This window comes from Psychromarinibacter sediminicola (assembly GCF_029168335.1).
Taxonomy (GTDB): domain Bacteria; phylum Pseudomonadota; class Alphaproteobacteria; order Rhodobacterales; family Rhodobacteraceae; genus Psychromarinibacter; species Psychromarinibacter sediminicola.
This window is the reverse complement of record NZ_JARGYC010000003.1, coordinates 37077-59183: the sequence shown is the minus strand read 5'-3', so window position 1 is coordinate 59183 and position 22107 is coordinate 37077. Positions and strand designations below refer to the sequence as shown.

Genomic DNA, 22107 nt, shown 5'->3' with positions numbered 1-22107 from the left:
AGGGGATGAGATGGCTGACACCAACAAGACGGCGGTCCTGACGTTCGACGACAAGGAACTGACCCTGCCGATGTACAGCCCGACCGCGGGCCCGGATGTCATCGACATCGGCAAGCTCTATGCCCAGGGCGGCGTCTTCACGTTCGATCCGGGCTACACCTCGACCGCGTCCTGCGAGTCGACCATCACCTTCATCGACGGCGAAAAGGGCGAGCTGCTGCACCGCGGCTACCCGATCGACCAGTTGGCGGAGAAATCCCACTTCCTGGAGGTCTGCTACCTGCTGCTCTACGGCGACCTGCCGACGCCCGCGCAGCTGGAGGATTTCGAGTTCCGTGTGACCAACCACACGATGCTGCACGAGCAGATGACCTATTTCTTCCGCGGCTTCCGGCGCGACGCGCACCCGATGGCGATCATGGTCGGGGTCGTGGGCGCGATGTCGGCCTTCTACCACGACTCGACCGACATCACCGACCCGTGGCAGCGCGAGGTCGCCTCGATCCGGCTGATCGCCAAGATGCCGACCATCGCGGCCTGGGCCTACAAGTACCATATCGGCCAGCCCTTCGTGTATCCGCGCAACGACCTGGACTATGCCGCGAACTTCCTGCGCATGTGCTTTGCCGTGCCGGCCGAGGAATACGAGGTGAACCCGATCCTGTCGCGCGCGATGGACCGGATCTTCACGCTGCACGCCGATCACGAGCAGAACGCCTCGACCTCGACCGTGCGGCTCGCCTCCTCCTCGGGCGCCAACCCGTTCGCCTGCATCGCCGCCGGCATCGCCTGTCTCTGGGGGCCGGCCCATGGCGGCGCCAACCAGGCCTGCCTGGAGATGCTGCGCGAGATCGGCACGCCCGACCAGATCCCCGAATATATCGAGCGCGCCAAGGACAAGGACGATCCGTTCCGCCTGATGGGCTTCGGGCACCGGGTCTACAAGAACTTCGACCCGCGCGCGAAGGTGATGAAGCAGTCGGCCGACGAGGTGCTGGAGCTTCTGGGGATCGAGGACAACCCGACCCTGCAGACCGCCAAGGAACTGGAGCGGATCGCGCTGGAGGACGACTACTTCGTCGACAAGAAGCTCTATCCCAACGTCGACTTCTACTCGGGCATCATCCTGGACGCGATGGGCTTTCCGACCTCGATGTTCACGCCGATCTTCGCGCTGGCGCGCACCGTCGGCTGGATCTCGCAGTGGAAGGAGCAGCTGTCCGATCCGGCGCACAAGATCGGCCGGCCGCGGCAGCTCTACTGTGGCGCGACCCGCCGCGACTACGTCGAGGTCGAGAACCGCTAGCGCGACGCCGTTCCTGTCAGACCCCGAACGCCCCGCCGGAACCGGCGGGGCGTTTTGCTTTGGCGGTCTTCGCCCGCCGATGCCGCGCGCGCGCCGCCGGATGCCGCCGACCGGCTTTTAACTGCGCCCCACATCAGTATGCTGCGCCGCAATCCAACAACGCGAGGCAGCATGGACCCCCTGGTGATCTTCACCCCCTCCGGCAAGCGCGGCCGGTTCCCCAAAGGCACGCCCATCCTGACCGTGGCGCGGCAGCTGGGCGTCGACCTCGATTCCGTCTGCGGCGGGCGCGGCATCTGCTCGAAATGCCAGGTCAGCCCGAGCTATGGCGAGTTCTCCAAGCACGGCGTGACGGTGAAGCCCGACGCGCTGTCGGAGTGGAACGATGTCGAGGCACGGTACGACCGGGTCCGCGGCCTGAAGGAGGGCCGCCGGCTGGGTTGTCAGGCGACGGTGCAGGGCGACGTCGTCATCGACGTGCCGCCGGAAAGCCAGGTGCACAAGCAGGTCGTCCGCAAGGCCGCCGCCGTCCGCGCCATCACCATGGACCCGGCCACGCGGCTCTACTACGTCGAGGTGGCCGAGCCCGACATGCACGAGCCCTCCGGCGACCTGGAGCGGCTGAAACGCGCGCTGGCCGAGCAATGGGAGATCGGGACCGACGGGCTGTCCGTCCCCCTGCCCGTCCTGTCCAAACTGCAGCCGGCGCTGCGCAAGGGCGACTGGGCGGTGACCGTGGCGCTCTACAAGGGCCACGGCGACGCGAACGAGCGGGTGCTGGACGTCTGGCCCGGCTTCTGGGAGGAGCGGCTCTACGGCCTGGCCATCGACCTCGGCTCGACCACCATCGCGGCGCATCTGTGCGACCTGCGCAACGGCGAGGTGGTGGCCAGCGCCGGCGTGATGAACCCGCAGATCCGCTTCGGCGAGGACCTGATGAGCCGGGTGTCCTATTCGATGATGAACGAGGGCGGCGCGGGCGAGATGACCACGGCCGTCCGCGGCGCGCTGAACACCCTGGCCGAGGAGATCGCCGGCGAGGCGGGCATCGAGCCCGCGCAGATCATGGAGACGGTGTTCGTCTGCAATCCGGTGATGCACCACCTCCTGCTGGGGATCGACCCGGTGGAGCTGGGTCAGGCGCCCTTCGCGCTGGCCACCTCCGACTCGCTGTCGCTGGCGGCGGACGAGCTCGACCTGCGCGCGGTGAATCCGGCCGCGCGGGCCTATGTCCTGCCCTGCATCGCCGGCCATGTCGGCGCCGACGCCGCGGCCGTCGCGCTGTCCGAAGAGCCGTACCTGTCCGACGACCTGGTGCTGATCGTGGACGTGGGCACCAACGCCGAGATCCAGCTGGGCGACAAGCGCCGGGTGCTGGCCTGTTCCTCGCCCACCGGCCCGGCCTTCGAGGGGGCGCAGATCAGTTCCGGCCAGCGCGCGGCGCCCGGCGCGATCGAGCGGGTGGAGATCGACCCCGCCACCAAGGAGCCCCGCTTCAAGGTGATCGGCTGCGACCTGTGGTCGGACGAGGACGGCTTCGCCGAAGCGGCGGCGGCCACCGGGATCAGCGGCATCTGCGGCTCCGGCATCATAGAGGCGGTGGCCGAGATGCGCTCGGCTGGCGTCATGGACGCCAAGGGGCTGATCGGCTCGGCGGCGCAGACCGGCACCGAGCGCTGCATCGCCGAGGGGCGGACCCATGCCTATGCGATCCATGACGGCCGGGCCGATGGCGGGCCGCTGATCACGGTCACGCAGGGCGACATCCGGGCGATCCAGCTGGCCAAATCGGCGCTCTACGCGGGGGCGCGGCTTCTGATGGACGAGATCGACACCGACACCGTGGACCGCGTCGTGCTGGCCGGGGCCTTCGGCGCGCATATCTCGCCCAAGCACGCGATGGTGCTGGGGATGATCCCGGACTGCCCGCTGGACAAGGTCACCTCGGCCGGCAACGCCGCCGGCACCGGCGCGCGCATCGCCCTGTGCAACCGCGCGGCGCGAGGCGAGATCGAGCGGCGGGTCCACGAGATCCACAAGGTCGAAACCGCGATCGAGCCGCGCTTCCAGGAGCACTTCGTCGCCGCCAACGCGATCCCGCACGCCACCGCGCCGTTCCCGGAGCTGCGCAAGGTGGTGGATCTGCCGGACGTGGCCTTCAACACCGGCGGCGAGGACGGCCCCAAACGCCGCCGCCGCCGCGCGTGACGTCTTGACGCGCCGCGACACGCGCAGTATCTGAACCGGCACGGCGGGTGTAGCTCAATGGTAGAGCAGGAGCTTCCCAAGCTTAAGACGAGGGTTCGATTCCCTTCACCCGCTCCATCCATTCCCTGTACAGCCCGGCGACATGGCGAACGGCGTGTCCCTAAGACATGGGTGACATCGTCGGGCCGAACGATCTGCCACCTGTGTCTCAGGACGGGCGAAAGGCGCGCGGCGCCATGGAAGTTACCGCGCGGCCAACAGGCGATCGGGCGCAAGCCAGAAGGGCGCCAGGCAGAGCGGCGTGTTCGACAAGGGCAGGATGCAGGGCTTGAGCTCGACCCCGATTTCGGTGGCCACGAAAGCCCGCCGCGCTTCGATCCGGGCCCAGACATCGGGGTGACGCGCGGCGAGGTCGTCGCGCAGCGCCGCGTCGGCGAAGACGACAGTATCCTCGCAGTTCAGCGCCTCACCCGGGGTCATCGGGACGGGGATGACGTCGACCTGGATCATCATCCCGGATTTCAGGGTCTCGGTCGCGCCGGGGCGCACCGGTGTCTGGCTCCATTCGTCATAGGAGGTCAAGTGCCCCGGGTTCAGCGCCGCGTCGAGACCGCCGGCCCGCAATGCCTCGACCGTCGCCGCGTGTAGCACGCCGCCCTCGGTGCCCAGATCGGCCGTGTCGTACCACCGGACGAGCGCGCGGAAATAGGCGCTGGCGTGGTCGAGGAAGGCCTCGTCCGCCGCGTCGGTCAGCAGGCCGGCACGGGCGGACAGCCCGCCCCAGAAGCCGATACCGCAGGTGATCCCGTCGCCCTTGTTCAGGATCCGCCCCGAGGGGCTGGCAAGACCGACAACGTTGCCGTCGCGGCCCGACGAGGACAGCATGACATGCGCCGTCAGCGGCTCGCCGGCATAGCCGAGTGCGCGCGCCGCTTCGAGTTCCGCCTGCCCCGGCCGCGTGCCCGACACCACGCGCCAGACGGCCTCGGACGCCCGGGCCGCGCCCCAATCGAACGCGGCGATCTGGTCGGCGTCGACGGTCAGGCGCTGCCCGGTGGCCGGATGCAGCAGCACCTCGGTCCGCTCGACAAGCCCCTCCTCGCCCCCCACGGCGGCCGCGAGCGCCCGAATCTGCGCGTGAGGGACGTAGAAGCCGCGCGTCTCCGGATCGCCTTCCTCGTCGTATTTCCAGCCGACCACGCCGACGGTGTCGCCCTTCTTGACCCCCGCGGCACCCAGCAGGGCCTTGAGGTCCGGTGCCCGGCTGCGATCCTGTCCGGGCAGGCTGAAGCATTGCGCCAGCACCGGCTCGAGGTCGGGCAGACCGGCCCGGACCGCGTAGTCGATGCTTTCGTTTCCGACGAAGAGCACGCGCCGGGTTCGGCCCAGAAGCAGCGCCGCCTCCTCGAAGCGCGGCTCGAACCCGGTGAGGTGCATGATGTTGGCCAGGTGCTCGCGGTCGGCGTAGACATAGAGCCAGTCGGTGCCGGCCGCGGCGAACGCCGCATCGCACCGGGCCGCGTAGGTCTCGGCCGGAATCGGCGGCGCCGCGAGCGGGCTGCCGAAGTCGGGGATCTGGATGGAACGAAGTCCGGCCATCGGGGATACTCCATTGCGGTGGGTTGGTTTCATGGGGTCGGCGCCGCCGAGTGTCACCACCCGTCATGGCGCGGGCGCGGCGTGACGCAAGCGGTCGGCTTCGGACGAGGGGAAGGGGTCGGGCCGGGCGCAGGCGCTTTCGATGTCCACGAACCGCCCCGCCTCGCCCGAGCGCGGAAGGGCCGAGAGGACTTCGAGGCAATGGAACGCCAGCTCGCCGCTGCATCGGTGCGGCCGGTCCTCGCGGATCGCCCGCGCCATGTCGGCAAGGCCGGCGCCGCGATAGTTCGCACGCCCCTCGACCGCCGGATCGTTGGGACGCCCGAACGGGTGCGGCGCGGCCGGCAGAGCGGCATCGTCCGCTGTGCCCGCCACGATCACGTCGCCGGCGAAGAAGTCGGGATCGGGCAGGAAGAGACTGCCATGCGTGCCGTAAAGCTCGATAGGCCGGTGGCCATGGGCGCGGACGTCCCAACTCAGCGACAGGGTGATGACCGCGCCGCGGGCGAAATCCAGAAGCGCGCTGATCGTCGTCGGTGTCCGGACTTCGATCACGTCCCCGCGCCGGGCCGCCGCGCCGATCATGCGCCTGTCGGCCCCTTTCCCGGTCATCGCCGCGACCCGCTTCACCGGCCCGAGCAGGGCGATCAGCGTCGTGACGTAATACGGACCGACATCGAGCCCCGGTCCGCCGCCGGGCTGGAAGAAGAACCATGGGTTCGGGTGCGTCTGCTCCATCCCCGCGTTGAGGAAATGGCAGGTTCCCGAGACGACGCGCCCGATGCGGCCCGTCTCGATGGCGCCGCGCGCCGCCTGACAGGCGCCGCCGAGGATCGTGTCGGGCGCGCAGCCGATCCGCAGGTTCGCCGACTGCGCCAAGTCGAGAAGCGCGCGCGCCGCGTCGGTCGTGGTGGCCAGCGGCTTCTCGGAATAGACGTGCTTGCCCGCCGCCAGGGCCGCGCGCGTCACCTCCGCGTGGGCGGCCGGCGGCGTGAGGTTGAGGATCGCGTCGATATCGTCGGCCGCCAGAAGCGCCTCGGGCGAGGCGGCGCGCAGCCCGAATTCGGCAGCGCGCGCTTGCGCCGGCCCCGGCGAACGGCTGGCGACGGCGCGAATCTCGAAATCCGGAAAGAGCGGCGCCAGACGGAGATAGGTGGCGGAGATGTCGCCGCAGCCGATCAGGCCGACCCCGAGCGGTGTCATGGCCTCGCTCCGCTGCTGGACGCCGTGCCGCGCCTCATTTCCCCGCCCCGCCGAGCAGACCGCGAACGAACGCCTTCTGGAACAGCAGGAAAGCCGCCATCACCGGCAGGATCGACACCAGCGTGCCCGCCATCAGCGGCCCGTATTCCACCTGGAGACTGCTGGCATATCCGGCGATCGAGACCGTTACCGGGCGGGCGTTGTCGCTGGAAGTGATGGTGATGGCGAACAGAAGGTCGTTCCAGATCGCACGGGTCTGGATGATCGCCAGCGCCGACAGCCCCGAGGTGGAGGCCGGCAGCAGGAGCTTCCAGAAATAGCGCGCGGGGCCACAGCCCTCGATCTGCGCCGCCTCGTACATCGAGCGCGGCACCGAGGCGAAGAAATTCCGCATGAAGAAGGTGCAGAACGGAATGCCATAGGCCGTGTGGACAAGCCACATGCCCGGGACCGTATCGTAGAGCCCGAGCCCCTGGATCATGAAGAAGAGCGGGATCTGCACGATCTGGAACGGCACCAGCATGCCGGTGAGCAGCAGGAAGTAGATCGCCTTGCCCCCTGCCCCGCGCATGTAGGCCAGAGGATACCCCGCCACCGCCCCGATCAGGATGGAGAAGGCGACCGCGGGAACGGTGATGGCGATCGAGTTGAAGAAGCTGCGCCCCATCCGGTCGAAGGCCGCGGCATAGTTCTGCCACCAGAGATCCGTCGGCAGGCTGAGCACGCGGGTGATCTCGGCCGGCGATTTCAGCGAGGTGAGCGCGGCGACGATCAACGGCGCGATGAAGACGATGGCGGCGCAGACCAGGACCAGCCGGGTCAGGATCGTCTGTCGGCGTTTGAGCGGATCGGCCATCATTCGACCTCCGCGTCCTGGACGCGGCGGGTCATGTACCAGATGTAGGGCATGATCACGACGGCCGAGAGCACCAGCAGGCTCACCGCGACGGCCGAGGCGCGGCCCATCTGGAAGCGCCCGAAGGCCAGGTCGTACATCTGTACCGCCAGCACCTCCGAGGCATAGGCCGGGCCGCCCTTGGTCGTGGCCCAGATCACGTCGAACAGGCGCATGGCGTCGATGGCGGAGATGCCGAGCACGATGATCGTCGAGGGCCACAGCAGCGGGAAGGAGACCTTCCAGAAGATCTGCCAGTCGCTGCCGCCCTCGATACGCGCGGCTTCGATGCATTCCTCGGGGATGTTCCGGAGACCGGCGAAGAAGACGAGGAAGGCAAAGCCTGTCGTCCACCACGCGACCGCGCCCATCAGCGCGAAGGTGACGATGTCCGGATCACCCAGCCAGTTCTGCGCCAGCCCGCCCAGCCCGACCAGCTCCAGCGTGGTCGTCAGGAGGCCGTTCGACGGTTCGTACATCCAGCGCCAGATCGCGCCGACCGACACGGCGGGAATCGTGAACGGCAGGAAGAAGATGATGCGGAACATCGTTTCGCCGCGAATGCCGCGGTCCAGGATCGCCGCCAGCGCCAGACCGATGCCCGTGGGGACCGTCAGCATGAACGCCACCCAGGCGAGGTTGTTCAGCACCGCATTGATGAACCGCGGCTGCCCCCAGAGCGCCGCATAGTTGCGCAGCCCGACGAATCTCTGATCCGGCGAGAAACCGTTCCAGTCGTGCAGCGACAGGCGCACGCTCGCCGCGATCGGATAGATGTAGAATGCGCCGAACAGCAGGATCGGAACCGCGAGGAAGAGAATATGCGCGCGGGCCGTGCGGCTTCTGGGAATAAGCGACATCTGGGGCATCCGTTTCGTGCCGGCGCCCCGCCTGAAGGCAGGGCGCCAAATCGTTGCAGGGCAAGGGCAGTCTGCCCTGTCCCTACCAGTTCAGGAAGGCGTCCTCTTCCAGGGCCGACTGGCGCATCGCCTCGAGGGTCGAGATCACCTCTTCCTTGGTCTCGTCGCTGGGGTCGATGGCGAACCGCTCGATCTGGACGCCCAGTTCCGTGCCCACATCCGTCGGCAGAAGGAAGAACAGGTTGGGCAGAACCTTGCCCGCCTCGGACGCGGCCGAGAACTGCTCGGAGAACGAGGCGCCCGCGTAGCCGTAGACCGACGGGTCCACATTCACGTTGGGCGCCAGCGAGCCCTTGGGCACCGCGAAGGCCGCCTGCCCCTCGGTCGAGGCGGCTGCCTCGATGAAGACCTCCGCGGCCGCGATGGCGTCGTCGGGCCCGTTCGGGACCGCCAGAACGTCCATCTGGAAGATCGCCGCATCGGCCGTGCCGGGCGCCGGGAACATGTCGAAATCCTCGCCCGCCATGAAGCCCGCCTGCTCGAAATAGGCGGCGACCCAGATCCCCATCATGAACATGCCGGTGTCGCCGTTGACCACGTCGTCGGCCGTCTGGGTCCAGGTCTTGCCGCTCCAGTTGTCGGCGTAGCACGGCACCATATGCTCGGCATAAAGGTCGAGGGCCGTGGAGAACTCTTCGCTGTCGAACCCGAGCTCGCCCGAGGCCAGGTCGTAGTAGCCGTCGACGCCGACGACCGAGACCAGGGGCGCGTAGAAGTTGTAGAGGCTCCAGAACGGCCCGCCGGCATTGCCGAGCGGCTCATAACCCGCCTCGGACAGCGCCGCGCAGGTCGCATCGAATTCGTCCCAGTCCGTGGGCGCGTCGAGTTCCAGTTCCTCGAAGATCTCCTTGTTGTAGAAGATGTTGTTGATCAGCGACAGGTCGTAGGGCACGCCGTAGGGCACACCGTCGATCTTCACCACGCGCTGCACGCCCTCGGGGAAGATCTCGTCGCCGTTGACCGTGTTCCAGACGTCGGTCAGCGGATGCAGCTGGCCGCTGTCCACGAAGGTGCGCAGCTCGAACGCCATCGAGCTCTGATAGGCCGCCGGCGGCTGACCGCCGAGCATCGCACTCTGAAGCTGGCGGCGCAGTTCGACGACGTTGCCGGGGATGATCACACCTTCGAAAACCGCGTCGTCGGAGGCGGCGTTGCCGTTCTCGATCATCGCATTCATGCCGGCGAGTTCGGAGCCGGCGGCATAGTAGTGCCAGATCTCGTACGTCTCCTGGGCGCCAGCAGGGGCGCCAGCGAACGCGGCGCCCGCGATGAGCGCAAGTGTCGCTGTCCTGTTCATGGTATTCTCCTGTCACAGCCGCGTCGAATTTATTCTATCGACAAGATCAAAAAGACAGCGAAGGCAGGCGCCATGTCAACCGGAAACGCGCGCCGAAAACGGGATCGACACAGCGAAAGCCGTCCGAATCCATTTTTCTCATTATACCCCAGCACGTTAGAAAAACTGCCCATTATCGTGGCGGAACCGCTGCGGAAGGGCTATTGACCGTTCTCCAGCGCTGTGCATAGTTTTAATTCTCGCAAGTAGAGAAAGTGGCCTCTTGGAAAACCTGTTCACACGTCGATCCAACGCCAGCGACATCTTCCATGCAATTCGCAAGGCTCCGGGCATCTCGCAACGCGAGATCGTCCTGCAGACCGGATTCGACAAATCCACGGTGTCCAGCATCATCGGCGCCTTCCACGACGCCGACCTTGTCGAAGAGGTCGAACGCCCCGCGCAGAACCGCCGCGGCCGCCCGTCCAAGGGGCTTCGGGTGTCGCAGGCATCCGGGATTCTCGTCGGCGTGCGGATCGAGGCGGACGAGGTGCGGTTCGTCGGCAGCGCGCTCGACGGGAAGCCGCGGTTTCGCCGGGCGTGCCGCTTCGACGGCAGCGTCGACGACATGCAGCGGATCTTCGTCAGGGAGATCGACGCCATCGCGTCCGACCCCGCCGCCGGGTCGCCGCTTCTTGCCGTGGGGGTCTCGGTTCCGGGCCTGCTGCGCGCGGACGGCGTGCTCGTCCACTTGCCGGTCCTCGGCTGGCGCGACGTTGCACTGCTCGACCGGCTGGCCTCGGCGGTGAAGGCCCCGGTCTTCGTCGGCAACGACGGCAAGGCCGGCGCCATGGCCGAGCGGATGTTCGGCGCCGGAAAGGACGGCGGGGACTTCATCTATCTCTTCTCGGGTTCCGGTGTCGGGGGCGCGATGGTTCTCGACGGCCAGGTCTATGCCGGCGCCGACGGCCTGGCCGGCGAACTGGGGCACATCAAGATCGTGCCCCAGGGCCGCTTCTGTTCCTGCGGCGCGTCGGGCTGTCTGTCCGCCTACCTCTCCGAACCGGCGCTCTGCGAGGAGATCGGGCGCCTGAGCGGCGACAGGCCGGAGGACTTCGCCACTCTCCGCGCCCGGGCCGAGGCCGGCGATCCGTCGACGCTGACCGTTCTGGAAAGCGCGGGCGACGTTCTGGGCACGGCGGTGTCGAGCCTGATGAACATCTTCAACCCGAACATGGTGCTTCTCGGCGGCGATCTATCGCTGGCGCGCCCCTGGATCGAGGCGCCGATGATGCGCGCGCTGCAGCGCCTCGCGCATCCGGCGATGGCCGAACGGACCGGCATCCGCTTTTCGGAGCTGTCGGCGCAGTCGCCCTTTCTCGGCGGCGTGGCGCTGGCGCTCGACGGGGTCACCGGGCGCACCGCCACCAACGAAACCGCCAGGATGGCAGGCGAAGCGGACAACGAGGAAGCGTGATGCGCATTGCGATTGCCGGGCTGTCGATAGAAATGATGCTGTCGTCTCCCTTGAAGACGGACATCGACGCCCTTCAGGAGTATTCGGGCCACGAGATGCGCGAGGGCAACCTCTGGATGATCCGGGGCATCCTGGACCGGCTGTCGCGCGAGGATGACGTCGAAGCCGTCCCGCTCTGCTGGGCGACGGCCCTGCCCGGCGGCCCGATGACCGAGGCCGCCTATCGCCGTGTCCTCGACCGGACACTCGCGATGCTGGTCGCGCAGGGGCCGTTCGACGGTGTCCTGCTGGTCAATCACGGCGCTCTGGAAGTCGACGGGCTCGGCACCGATGCCGACGGCGATTTCGTCTCTGCGATACGCCGCTCGGTGGGGCCCGACGTGCCGATCGGACTCGCGCTCGATCTGCATGGCGACATGACGCCCGAGCTGCTGTCCTCGGTCGAGGTCGTCTCGGTCCTGCGCACGGCCCCGCACCGCGACGATGCCGAGGTGGGAGAGCGGGTGGCCGGCCAGCTGCTTCGCGTGCTGCGCGAAGACCTGTCCCCCGCGCGGGCCGCGGTGCGCATTCCGCTTCTGGTTCCGGGCGAAACCGCCGTCACGGCCCATCCCCCGGCGGATGACCTCTACGGCTCGCTCGCGGCGCTCGACGGGCGCGACGGGCTGATGGAAGCCAACCTGCTGCTCGGTTTTGCCTGGAACGACCGGCCCTGGACCTCGGTGACGGCGGTCGCGGTCTCGGATGGCGACATGGCGCGGGCACGCGAGGCCGCCACCGATCTGGCAAGGCGGGTCTGGCAGTCCCGCCGCGACTTCGTCGTGCGGATGGATGTCGCCTCGGTCGAGGACGGGTTGCGACGAGCCCTGGCGATGGATGCGGCGCCGGTCTTCCTGTCGGATTCGGGCGACAACACCACGGCCGGCGCGCCGGGCGATCTGACGCATGTCCTGTCTGCCGCCATCGACACGACCAACGACACGACCAACGACAGGGGCGGCGACGTGGTGGTGGCCGGCATCACGGCGCCGGCCCTGGTCGCGCGACTGCTGGAGGCAGGGCCCGGCGCAGACCTGGAGATCACGCTGGGCGAAGAGCATGTCTCGCGCCCGCCGACCGAGCGCCGGGTGACGGCGCGCGTGATGGATGGCGGTCCGCATCTCGAACTCGACGGCTTTCAGCCCTACCGCTCGCGCGAGGCCGCCTGGGCGCGCGTCCAGATCGGCAGCGTCACCGCAACGTTCCACGCCCAGCCCATCGGCATCACGACACCCACGCATTTCCGGGCGATGGGGATCGACCCGTTCGCGCACAAGGTGCTGGTGGTCAAGCTCGGCTATCTGCATCCCCAGCTGGAGGACTTCGCGGCGGCGCATATCCTGCTGTCCAGCGAGGGATGCGCCGAGCTCGATCTCGGCCATCTGGAGTGGCGACGCATCCCGCGGCCCATGTGGCCGCTCGACACCGGCTTCGACTGGGATCCCGAAGCCAACACCTACGAGGCGCAGGGCCGGCGCGCCGCGGTCCTGTCGGGAGACGCCTGATGTCGGTCGTCACGCTCAAGTCGATCAAGAAGAGCTTCGGCACGACGCAGACCGTCCACGGCATCGACCTCGACATCGCCGACGGAGAGTTCATCGTGCTCGTCGGACCGTCGGGCTGCGGCAAATCCACAACCCTCAGGATGATCGCCGGGCTCGAGTCGATCACCGAGGGCGACCTGCTGATCGACGGCCGCAAGGTGAACGAGCTGGAGCCGGGAGACCGGGATGTCGCCATGGTCTTCCAGAACTACGCGCTCTATCCCCACCTGAACGTCGCCGACAACATCACCTTCGGCCTGCGCCTGCGCAAGGTCCCGAAGCCCGAGGTCGCCGAACGGCTGGACCACACCGCCGCGATCCTGGGGCTTCAGCCGTATCTCTATCGCAAGCCGCGCCAGCTGTCGGGCGGCCAGCGCCAGCGCGTGGCCATGGGCCGGGCGATCATCCGCAACCCGTCGGTATTTCTGTTCGACGAACCGCTGTCGAACCTCGACGCCGAATTGCGCTCGCAGATGCGCGCCGAGATCAAGCATCTCCACGCGAAACTGCCGACGACCACGATCTACGTCACCCACGACCAGGTGGAGGCGATGACGCTCGCCGACCGCGTGGTGGTCATGAACGATGGCCGGATCGAGCAGATCGCCGACCCCGAAACGCTCTATCTGCATCCCGATTCGCGTTTCGTCGCGGGCTTCATCGGCTCGCCGGGGATGAACTTCTTCGACGCAACCGTCGAGCCGTCCGGTGACGGCGCGCGGCTGAGATTCCGCGACGGCCAGACCCTGGAGGTGGCGGCGCGCGCGCCCTTTTCGACGAATGCGGGGCGCGACCTGGTCGTCGGCATCCGCCCCGAGCATGTATCGCTGAACGACGCGGAAGCCGCCGATGCCCTGCACGCGGAGATCACGCTGGTGGAGCCTCTGGGTATGGAGACGCTGGTGCATCTTCGGCTGGGCGACGCCGAGATGCTGGCCCGGATCGAGCCGCAGCGCGGGCTCAAGGCCGGTCAACAGGTCCCGGTGGCGGTGAACCCGGACAAGCTGCACCTTTTCGATCGCGAGACCGGCGCGGCCATCGTCCGATGACGGACGGCGCGTTGCTGCGGCGGGTGATCGACGCCATCGCGCCGGACCCGCGGATCGGCGCCCTCGCGGCAGGGGCGCATCGCTACGTCGCCGAACGGCTGGACCGCGACCCGGCCGCGGGCGAGGTGCGCGCCGGGCTCGACACCCTGGCCGGCGATGCCGCGCAAGCCGACCTTGCCGCGCGCCTGGCCGATGTCGAAGACACGCCGTGGTTTCGGCATCTCTGCCGCTGGGTGGCGGAAGGGCTCTATGCCGATCCCGGCCAGGGCGGCAACCGCGGCGGGATGGTCTGGGACGCGCTCGGCTATCGCCACGGCCTGCCCGAAGGTCCCGACGGGCCGCCGTGGCGCACGCCGCCGCCCGCCCAGCGCCCCCCCGCGGACGAAGGCTGGGACGCAGTCGTCGTCGGAGCGGGCGCGGGCGGCATCGTGGCCGCGACCGAAATGGCCGAGCGCGGCTTTCGCGTCCTGCTGGTCGAGAAGGGCCGGCACCTGAGCTATCGGGACAGCGGACGGCGCGATCATCTCAGAAACCACCGTAACGCCGTCTACGGCACGAACACCGGCCCGCCGGCCGAGCGCGACAGGCGCGTGGCGGCGGACGGCGACGGCGCGGCGGCCCTCGTCCGGCCGCACGAGGCGGGCTATGCCGACAATGCCCCCTGCGTCGGGGCGGGCACCTTCCTCTATGGCGGTCTCGCCTGGCGCTTTCACCCCGACGATTTCCGCATGGCCTCGCGCTACGGCGTGCCCGAGGGGTCTTCGCTGGCGGACTGGCCGGTCGACTACGACACGCTCGAGCCGTGGTACGGACGCATCGAGCAGGCGGTCGGGATTGCCGGTCCACGTGGCGCCCTGCCCCACGAGCCGTACCGGAGCACCGACCTGCCGCTACCGCCCGTGCCCCGCTATAGGTCCGCGCGCGTGCTCGACGCCGGCGCGGCCGCGCTCGGCATCGAGACGTTCACGCCGCCGCTTGCGGTCAACACCCGCCGGCGTGACGGCCGGGCCGCCTGCATCGAGTGCGGAAGCTGCGTCGGCTTCCCCTGCCCGGTGGATGCCAAGAACGGCACCCAGAACACGCTGCTGCCCAAGGCGCTCGCCACAGGCAACCTGACCCTTTGCACCGAAACCACGGCGGAGCGGGTGGAAACCGACGACACGGGGCGCGTCACGGGCGTCCGGCTGGCCTGGCTGGACGACGGGGCCCTGCATCGGCGAACGGTCGCGTCCGGCATCGTCGTGCTCTGCGCCGGCGCGATCGAGACGGCGCGCCTTTTGCTGCTCTCGGCCTCATCGCGCGAGCCGGACGGCCTGGGCAACGGCACCGATCTCGTCGGCCGCAACCTTCAGGGCCACACCTACCCGCTGGCCTTCGGCCGGTTCGAGGAGGACGTGGCGACCTCCCGCGGCCCCGGCCCCAGCATCGCGACCACGGCCTGGGTCCACGGCAATCCGGGGATCATCGGCGGGGCGATGCTGGCGGACGATTTCGTCATGCCGCCTGTCATGTTCTGGGACACGGCCCTGCCAGACGATCTGCCGCGATGGGGCGCACCGCCGCATCGCTTCATGGCCGAATGCTATCGCAAGGTCGCCCATCTGCGCGGGCCGGTCCAGGAGATCCCGACCCCGGTCTGCCGTGTCACGCTGGAGCACGCATATCGCGACCATCTGGGCCGCCCCGTCGCCCGGCTCCAGGGCGTGGTGCATCCCGAGACGCAACGCACGGCGGCCTTTGTATGCGAGCGGGCCAAGGACTGGCTTCGTGCTGCGGGCGCCGGCGATGTCTGGGGCAGCCCCCAGGCGCCGCGTCTATCGGCGCATCAGCACCAGGCCGGCACGTGCCGCTTCGGCACCGACCCGCAATCGTCCGTCGCCGATCCCTATGGCCGGGTGTGGGACCATGAGAACCTTTTCGTGGCCGATGGCAGCCTGCACCCGACCAACGGTGCGTTCAATCCGGTGCTGACGATCATGGCGCTTGCCCTGAGGACCGCAGACCATATCGCACGCCGTTTCGACGGCGGTATGCGGGTGCGAGACGCCTGACGCCCGGAGATATTCCCAACAGAGGAGCCGAACCGCCCCGCCGCCGCGCGGGTCTACCCGGCCGCGCTGCGCAGCCAGTCGACGAGCCGGCGGGTGGAGCCGTCCTTGTCGTCGGCCGGCGCCTCGCCCGCGACGATCGGGCCGAGCGCCGTGGCCAGTTCCTTGCCGAGCTCCACGCCCCACTGGTCGAACGAGTTGATGCCGAGGATCACCCCCTCCACAAAGACCCGGTGCTCGTAGAGCGCCACGATCTGGCCCAGCATCCGCGGCGTGAGCAGCGGATAGACCAGCGTCGTCGACGGCCGGTTGCCCGAAAACACCCGGTGGCGGGCCTGGCGCTCCAGCTCGGCGCCCTCGAACTTGCCCGCGAGCCTGTCCCTGGCCTCGTCCAGCGAGCGGCCGCGCATCAGCGCCTCGGACTGCGCGAGACAATTGGCCATCAGCAGCCGGTGCTGATGCGCCAGATCCGGCTCGTGCCCCCGCGCAGCGACCATGAACTCGCAGGGAACGACCCGCGTGCCCTGATGGATCAGCTGGTAGAAGGCGTGCTGGCCGTTCGTGCCCGGTTCGCCCCAGACGACGGGGCCGGAGTCGTAGGGCAGATCGGCGCCGTCCATCGCCACCGACTTGCCGTTCGATTCCATCTCCAGCTGCTGCAGATAGGCCGGCAGCCGCGCCAGCCGCTGGTCGTAGGGCAGCACCGCGCGGGTCGCGTGGCCGCAGACCTGGTTGTGCCACAGCCCCACCAGCGCCAGCATCAGCGGCATGTTGTCGGCGCCCTCGGCCGCGCGGAAATGCGCGTCCATCGCCGCGCCGCCGTCCAGGAACGCGCGGAACCGCTCCGGCCCGATGGCGAGCATCAGCGACAGGCCGATCGGCCCCCACATCGAGTAGCGCCCGCCGACCCAGTCCTCGAAGCCGAAGACGCGGGCCGGGTCGATGCCGAACTCGGCCGTCTTCTCCAGGTTCGACGACAGCGCCGCGAAATGCCCGCCGGCCTGCTCGTTGCCCACCTTCGCCGCCACCCAGTCGCGGGCGGTCTCGGCGTTGGTCATCGTCTCGATGGTGGTGAAGGTCTTGGAGGCCACGATGAACAGCGTGGCCGCCGGGTTCAGCCCCGCCAGCACGTCGTGGATATGCGCGCCGTCCACGTTCGACACGAAGTGACAGCGCGGCCCATCGGCATAGGGCGTCAGCGCCTGCACGGCCATCGCGGGGCCCAGATCCGACCCGCCGATCCCGATATTGACCACGTCGGTGAACGCCGCGCCGCCCGGCGCATGGAACGCGCCCGACCGGATGCCGCTGGCAAAGGTCTCCATCCGGTGCAGCGTTTCGCGCACGCCCTGCATCACGTCGCAGCCGTCGACCAGCACCGCGGTGTCCAGATTGCGCAGCGCCGTGTGCAGAACCGCGCGGCCCTCGGTCTCGTTGATCCTCGCGCCCGCGAACATCTCCTCGCGCCGCTCGGCCACGCCGCGTTCCTCGGCCAGCGCGAGCAGCATGTCGCGCGCCCGCGCGTCGATATTCGTCTTGGAATAGTCGAACAGCATGTCCAGCGTCGAGACCGAGAACGCCTCGGCCCGCCCGGTGTCTTCGAACAGCGACAGGATCGGCCGGTCGGCGACGCCGTCCCGGTAGGACTTCAGCTCTTCGAACATCTCTCTCACTCCGCCCAGTGGACCGTGGCCTCGCCCAGCACCGAGATCACCGGCGCCTTCACCGGGTCGCCCTCGCGCCGCGCCCGCTCCAGCGCCTCGCGCTTCTTCGGCCCGGTGATCAGGATATGGGTCGACATGGCCTGTTTCATGACCGGCGCCGTCAGGGTGATCCGCGCCTCGGGCACGTCGGCGCTGCGCACCGGCAGAAGCGGTGGCGCGTCGTCCGCGAGCGCCGCCTCCAGCCCCTCGGCGAAGGGAAACAGCGAGGCGACATGCATGTCGTCGCCCATGCCCAGAAGCAGAACGGTCAGCGGCAGCACGCCCTGCACCTGCGCCGTCAGATGCTCCAGCGCGTCCTCCGGCTCGGGCGTGTCGGCGTAAAGCGGCACATAGGTCGCCGCCGCGGCCCGGTCGACCAGCAGACGCTGGCGCAGGAGCCGCGTGTTGGAGCGCGCATCCTCCACCGGCACCCAGCGCTCGTCGGTCAGAAGGATGCGCACGCTGGACCAATCGAGCGTCGCGGCGCTCAGCGCGTCGAAGGCCGGTCCCGGCGTGGTCCCGCCCGGCACGGCCAGGGTGGCGGCCTCGTGGCGCTGGACGTGGCTGTTCAGCTCGCCGGCGATCTTGTTCGCCAGGTCGATCATCATCAGGTCGCGGTCGGGATACTCGACGAAGTTCATGCCTGTATGTCCCTCCACCTTCGGCCTTCGCGGTAGAGCAGCATCAGCGACTCCTCGGGGCCGGTCGAGCCCGGATCGTACAGCTTGGGCCGGTCGCCCTGCTCTTCCCACTGCGCGATGATCGGGTCGGTCCAGGCCCAGGCCGCCTCGGCCTCGTCGCCGCGCATGAACAGGGTCTGGTTACCACGGATCACGTCCATGATCAGCCGTTCATATGCGTCGGGCACGTCGGCCGCCTCGGGCCCCAGCGCCTCGGCGAAGGACATGTCCAGCGGCACCTCGATCAGCCGCATGCCGCCCGGCCCCGGCTCCTTGATCGTCACCCGCAGGTTCATGCCCTCGTTGGGCTGCAGGCGGATGACCAGGACGTTGCCGCGCCGGTCGTTCGTCTTCTGGCCGAACACCGAATGCGGCGGATGCTTGAACACCACCGCGATCTCCGAGGCGCGGGCCTTCAGCCGCTTGCCGGTGCGCACGTAGATCGGCGTGCCCTTCCAGCGCCAGTTCGAGATGTGCAGCTTCATCGCGATGAAGCTTTCGGTCAGCGAGGCCTCGTCCTCGACATCGGTGAAATAGCTCTCGATCCCCTCGGCCCCGGCATATTGCCCGCGCACGATATCCTCGGGCGGCACCGGGTCCAGCGCGCGGATCACCTTGAGCTTCTCGTCGCGCACCGCGTCGGGGTCGAAGTGATAGGGCGGCTCCATCGCGATCAGGCAGAGAAGCTGCATCATGTGGTTCTGCACCATGTCCCGCATCGCGCCCGAGCGGTCGTAATAGGCGCCGCGCCCGCCGACGCCCACGGTTTCGGCCACGGTGATCTGGATGTGATCGACATAGAGCGCGTTCCACAGCGGCTCGAACAGAACGTTGCCGAAGCGCACGGCCATCAGGTTCTGCACCGTCTCCTTGCCCAGGTAATGGTCGATCCGGTAGATCTGCTCTTCGCTGAAGTAGCAGCGCAGCGTCCGGTTCAGGTCGCGCGCCGATTCGAGATCGTGGCCGAAGGGTTTCTCGACGACGATCCGCGTCTCCTTGCCGGCCATCTTGTGCTTGTGCAGCCGCTCGGCGAGGTCGCCGAACAGGCTGGGGCCGACCGAGAAGTAATAGGCCTGGATCAGGTCGGGGCGGATCTTTTCGGCCAGCTCGCTCCAGCCGGCCTCGCCGGTCGCGTCCACCGCGACGAAGCTGACGAGGCTCAGGAAGCCGTCGATGCGGGCGGCATCGTCGCGCCCCTCGATTGCGAATTCCTCGATCGCCGCGCGGACCATGGCGCGGTACTCCTCGTCGGGCATCTCGTGGCGCGACGCCCCGACGATGCGGGCGTCGTCGGGCAGCTGGCCCGCCCAGTAGCGCCGGTAGAGGCCGGGCAGGATCTTGCGCCGGGCCAGGTCGCCGGTGCCGCCGAAGATGACCAGGTCGAACGGGTCGACGGGGATGACGCGGGAAACCATATGCGGACCTCTCACGGGCTGTGGTTAGCGCTAACGGGCCCTGACTAGCCCCCAGCCGGCGCAAAGTCTAGCGTGCTGCACGTGCATCACAACCGCGTCATGGGGCGAATGACGGGTTTTCGATGCTTAAGGCGCAGGCTAGCTCTGCGGACCGTGGGACCGGGTGAGGACGAATGAAGGACCAGATCGTCGAGGCGAATGCGGGCAAGTTCCGCGATCCGGAGGTCACGGCCAAGGGCGAGCCGCGGGCGAAGGTCTCGCTGAGCGACCCGCAGACGCTGTGGTTCAATACCGGCACGCTGTGCAACATCGCCTGCCTGAACTGCTATATCGAGAGCTCGCCCGAGAACGATGCGCTGGTCTATATCCGGGCCGCCGAGGTCCGCGACTATCTGGACCAGCTGGAGGAGCGGCGCTGGGGCGTGCGCGAGATCGGGTTCACCGGCGGCGAGCCCTTCATGAACCCCGAGATGATCGAGATGGCGCGGGCCTGCCTGGAGCGGGGCTACGAGGTGCTGATCCTGACCAACGCGATGCGGCCGATGATGCGGCCCCGTGTGCAGGAGGGTCTTCGCGACCTGGTCGAGACCTGGGGCGACCGGCTGACCCTGCGGATATCGGTGGATCACTGGAAGGCCGCCCGCCACGACGAGGAGCGCGGGGCCGGCAGTTTCGCGCAGACCGTCGCCGGGATGACCTGGCTGCGCGACATCGGCGCGCGGATGGCCGTCGCCGGGCGCAGCCTGTGGGGCGAGACCGAGGCGGAGGCGCGGCTCGGATACGATGCCTTCTATCGGCAGAACAGCTTCGCGATCGACGCCTTCGATCCGGGCGAGACGGTCCTGTTCCCGGAAATGGACACCAGCGTCGAGGTGCCGGAGATCACCACCGCCTGCTGGGGCATCCTGGGCAAGCGCCCGGCCGACGTGATGTGCGCGTCGAGCCGGATGGTGGTGAAGCGGAAAGGGGCCGAGAGGCCCGTCGTCATGGCCTGCACCCTGCTGGCCTACGACCCCCGGTTCGAGCTGGGCGAGAGCCTGGCGGAGGCCGAGGGCGAGGTGGCGCTGAACCATCCCCATTGTGCGAAGTTCTGCGTGCTGGGCGGGGCGAGTTGCTCGGGGTGAGGGCTGGGCGTCCAAGGTTGGACGGTATATCAAGTCTTTGATTTTGTTATAGCTAGCGCTAACGGGTAAGCCCGGGCGCGTACTATGCGACACTACTTCTCAGGCCTTGCCGATTAGTGCTCCCGCTCGAGCGGAACGCCGTGCAGCGCCGACCCGCCGGGGCGCGGTCGAGCCTTGCGATGCCGGAGACATAAGCATGAATGTCGGGCACTTGGCACCGTCCTCGCCAGAAGCGCCGCCCCGGGGGGGCGGGGCGGCGCTGCACGGCGTTCCGCCGCGCGACGCAGGTGGAAATGTCCCACGGCTGGTCCAATGTCGTATAGGATGGCCCGGACGGTGCTGCACGGTACGAGTTCTTCGGGCTTTGCCGGATAGCGCCCCCGCGCCCCGGACCAACGTCATCGCTCTTCCGTGATGAAGTGGCGCACCCGAAAGGATTCGAACCTTTGGCCTCTGCCTTCGGAGGGCAGCGCTCTATCCAGCTGAGCTACGGGTGCCTCGGCGCTCCTATATCGGCCCGCGCGTCGGCGTGCAATGACAATCCGTCCCGCTTGCGGCTCCGGCGCGGACGGGACAGGTTATGTGCGACCATAACCAAGGAGACACAGATGGCCCTGGCAACCGAAGCGCACGAGATCTCGGACATCGCGTTCGGATTCATGGGATCGAAGGCGCTGTTCGCCGCGCTGGAGTTCGGCCTGTTCGACCACCTCGCCGAGGGTGCGCTGACCGCCGACGCGCTGGGTGCGAAGGCCGGGCTGCATGCCGAGCGCTGCCGGACCCTGCTGACCGCGCTGGCGGGGCTGGGGCTGGTGTCGGTCGAGGACGGCCGCTTCGCGAATTCTCCGGCCGCGGCGGCGTTCCTTGTCACGGGCCAGAAATACGACTTCAGCGACTACCTGCAGCTTCAGGTCGGCCGGCAGATGTACAAGCTGATGGATCAGCTGGTGCCCGCCCTGAAGGACGAGCTGCCCGAGGAGGCGACCGGCTCCTACGCCGACTGGTTCTCGGACCCGGCCGAGGCGCGGCTTTATTCCGACAGCCAGCACGCGGGCTCGCTGGGCCCGGCGCGGGCGCTGACGCGGCGGCTGGACCTGTCCGGGGCGCGGCGGATGCTCGATGTGGGCGGCGGCACCGGCGCTTTCTCGATCACCTTCTGCCAGGCCTTTCCCGAGCTGACGGCCACCATCGTCGACTTTCCCAACGTCGTCGCGGTGGGGCGCGAGAAGGTGGCCGAGGCGGGGCTGGCGGACCGGATCGCCTATGTCGAAGCCGACGCCACCGGCTTCGACTGGCCGGGCGAGCAGGACGTGGTGCTGATGTCCTATCTCCTGTCGGGCGTGCCGGCGGAGATGCACGCGCCGATGTTCAAGGCGGCCTTCGACGCGCTCTCCCCCGGCGGACGCATCCTGGTCCACGATTTCATCGTGGCGGGCGACCGGAGCGGGCCGCACCTGACGGCGCTCTGGCAGCTGCAGCACACGGCGTTCACGCCGCACGCGGCCTCTCTGGACGCGGACACGCTGGCCACCGCGCTCACCGAAACGGGGTTCGAGGCCGCCGAGGTCGCGCCGATGATCCCCGAGATGACCATGCTGGGCGAGGCGCGCAAGCCGGGCTGAGC

The 22107-nt window shown here is 68.6% G+C and carries 16 protein-coding genes and 2 tRNA genes; 9 read left to right on the top strand and 9 right to left on the bottom strand.

Features of this window, described 5'->3' with window-relative positions; all coding sequences use genetic code 11:
• The first annotated feature begins 10 nt into the window (after nt 1–10).
• The 3 genes from gltA (at nt 11) to P1J78_RS01895 (ending at nt 3631) form a co-directional block, all read left to right on the top strand.
• Nucleotides 11–1306: a citrate synthase gene (gltA, locus tag P1J78_RS01905; protein ID WP_275565620.1), complete on the top strand. Its 1296-nt coding sequence runs from the start codon at nt 11–13 to the stop codon at nt 1304–1306.
• 171 nt (nt 1307–1477) lie between these two features.
• Nucleotides 1478–3514 carry an ASKHA domain-containing protein gene (locus P1J78_RS01900; RefSeq protein WP_275565619.1) on the top strand — a complete coding sequence of 679 codons (2037 nt, stop codon included), beginning with the start codon at nt 1478–1480 and terminating at the stop codon, nt 3512–3514.
• A 43-nt stretch (nt 3515–3557) separates the two neighbouring features.
• Nucleotides 3558–3631 (top strand) — tRNA-Gly (locus P1J78_RS01895).
• A gap of 126 nt (nt 3632–3757) precedes the next feature.
• Here P1J78_RS01895 and P1J78_RS01890 read toward each other — a convergent pair.
• From P1J78_RS01890 to P1J78_RS01870, 5 genes are all read right to left on the bottom strand, one after another.
• Nucleotides 3758–5113 (bottom strand): M24 family metallopeptidase, encoded by a 1356-nt coding sequence (locus tag P1J78_RS01890; RefSeq protein ID WP_275565618.1) that lies wholly within the window; start codon nt 5111–5113, stop codon nt 3758–3760.
• A gap of 63 nt (nt 5114–5176) precedes the next feature.
• Nucleotides 5177–6316 (bottom strand): Gfo/Idh/MocA family protein, encoded by a 1140-nt coding sequence (locus tag P1J78_RS01885; protein WP_275565617.1) that lies wholly within the window; start codon nt 6314–6316, stop codon nt 5177–5179.
• Between the two features lie 34 nt (nt 6317–6350).
• Entirely contained in the window at nt 6351–7172 is an 822-nt protein-coding gene (locus P1J78_RS01880; protein WP_275565616.1) for a carbohydrate ABC transporter permease, read from the bottom strand.
• A complete protein-coding gene (locus P1J78_RS01875; protein ID WP_275565615.1) occupies nt 7172–8071 on the bottom strand; it encodes a carbohydrate ABC transporter permease in 900 nt (299 codons plus the stop codon). Before P1J78_RS01875 ends, P1J78_RS01880 begins: the two co-directional genes overlap by 1 nt.
• Before the next feature lie 82 nt (nt 8072–8153).
• Nucleotides 8154–9428: an ABC transporter substrate-binding protein gene (locus P1J78_RS01870; protein WP_275565614.1), complete on the bottom strand. Its 1275-nt coding sequence runs from the start codon at nt 9426–9428 to the stop codon at nt 8154–8156.
• 262 nt (nt 9429–9690) lie between these two features.
• Here P1J78_RS01870 and P1J78_RS01865 point away from each other — a divergent pair, with 262 nt between their 5' ends.
• The 4 genes from P1J78_RS01865 to P1J78_RS01850 are packed head-to-tail and all read left to right on the top strand — an operon-like array spanning nt 9691 to nt 15564.
• Nucleotides 9691–10884, top strand: coding sequence for an ROK family transcriptional regulator (locus P1J78_RS01865; RefSeq protein ID WP_275565613.1), 1194 nt, complete (start codon nt 9691–9693; stop codon nt 10882–10884).
• Entirely contained in the window at nt 10884–12425 is a 1542-nt protein-coding gene (locus P1J78_RS01860; protein ID WP_275565612.1) for a M81 family metallopeptidase, read from the top strand. The genes P1J78_RS01865 and P1J78_RS01860 overlap by 1 nt, the downstream gene beginning before the upstream one ends.
• Entirely contained in the window at nt 12425–13513 is a 1089-nt protein-coding gene (locus tag P1J78_RS01855) for an ABC transporter ATP-binding protein (protein ID WP_275565611.1), read from the top strand. Before P1J78_RS01860 ends, P1J78_RS01855 begins: the two co-directional genes overlap by 1 nt.
• Nucleotides 13510–15564, top strand: a complete 2055-nt coding sequence (locus P1J78_RS01850; protein ID WP_275565610.1) for a GMC oxidoreductase — start codon at nt 13510–13512, stop codon at nt 15562–15564. The genes P1J78_RS01855 and P1J78_RS01850 overlap by 4 nt, the downstream gene beginning before the upstream one ends.
• A 53-nt stretch (nt 15565–15617) precedes the next feature.
• Here P1J78_RS01850 and pgi read toward each other — a convergent pair whose 3' ends face one another.
• From pgi to zwf, 3 genes are read right to left on the bottom strand one after another with little or no spacing between them, the layout of a single operon-like run.
• A complete protein-coding gene (gene pgi / locus P1J78_RS01845) occupies nt 15618–17234 on the bottom strand; it encodes a glucose-6-phosphate isomerase (RefSeq protein ID WP_275565609.1) in 1617 nt (538 codons plus the stop codon).
• Nucleotides 17231–17905, bottom strand: coding sequence for a 6-phosphogluconolactonase (gene pgl / locus P1J78_RS01840; RefSeq protein ID WP_275565608.1), 675 nt, complete (start codon nt 17903–17905; stop codon nt 17231–17233). The genes pgi and pgl overlap by 4 nt, the downstream gene beginning before the upstream one ends.
• Nucleotides 17902–19359 (bottom strand): glucose-6-phosphate dehydrogenase, encoded by a 1458-nt coding sequence (zwf, locus tag P1J78_RS01835; RefSeq protein ID WP_275565607.1) that lies wholly within the window; start codon nt 19357–19359, stop codon nt 17902–17904. Before zwf ends, pgl begins: the two co-directional genes overlap by 4 nt.
• 173 nt (nt 19360–19532) lie before the next feature.
• Between zwf and P1J78_RS01830 the strand changes: the two genes are divergently transcribed.
• The gene (locus tag P1J78_RS01830) at nt 19533–20483 is read left to right on the top strand and encodes a radical SAM protein (RefSeq protein ID WP_275565606.1); all 951 of its coding nucleotides are present in this window, start codon (nt 19533–19535) and stop codon (nt 20481–20483) included.
• A 420-nt stretch (nt 20484–20903) separates the two neighbouring features.
• Here P1J78_RS01830 and P1J78_RS01825 read toward each other — a convergent pair.
• Nucleotides 20904–20980, bottom strand: a tRNA-Arg gene (locus tag P1J78_RS01825).
• A 111-nt stretch (nt 20981–21091) separates the two neighbouring features.
• On the opposite strand from P1J78_RS01825, the gene P1J78_RS01820 reads away from it, so the two are divergent.
• Nucleotides 21092–22105, top strand: coding sequence for a methyltransferase (locus P1J78_RS01820; protein WP_275565605.1), 1014 nt, complete (start codon nt 21092–21094; stop codon nt 22103–22105).
• Nucleotides 22106–22107 lie beyond the last annotated feature (2 nt).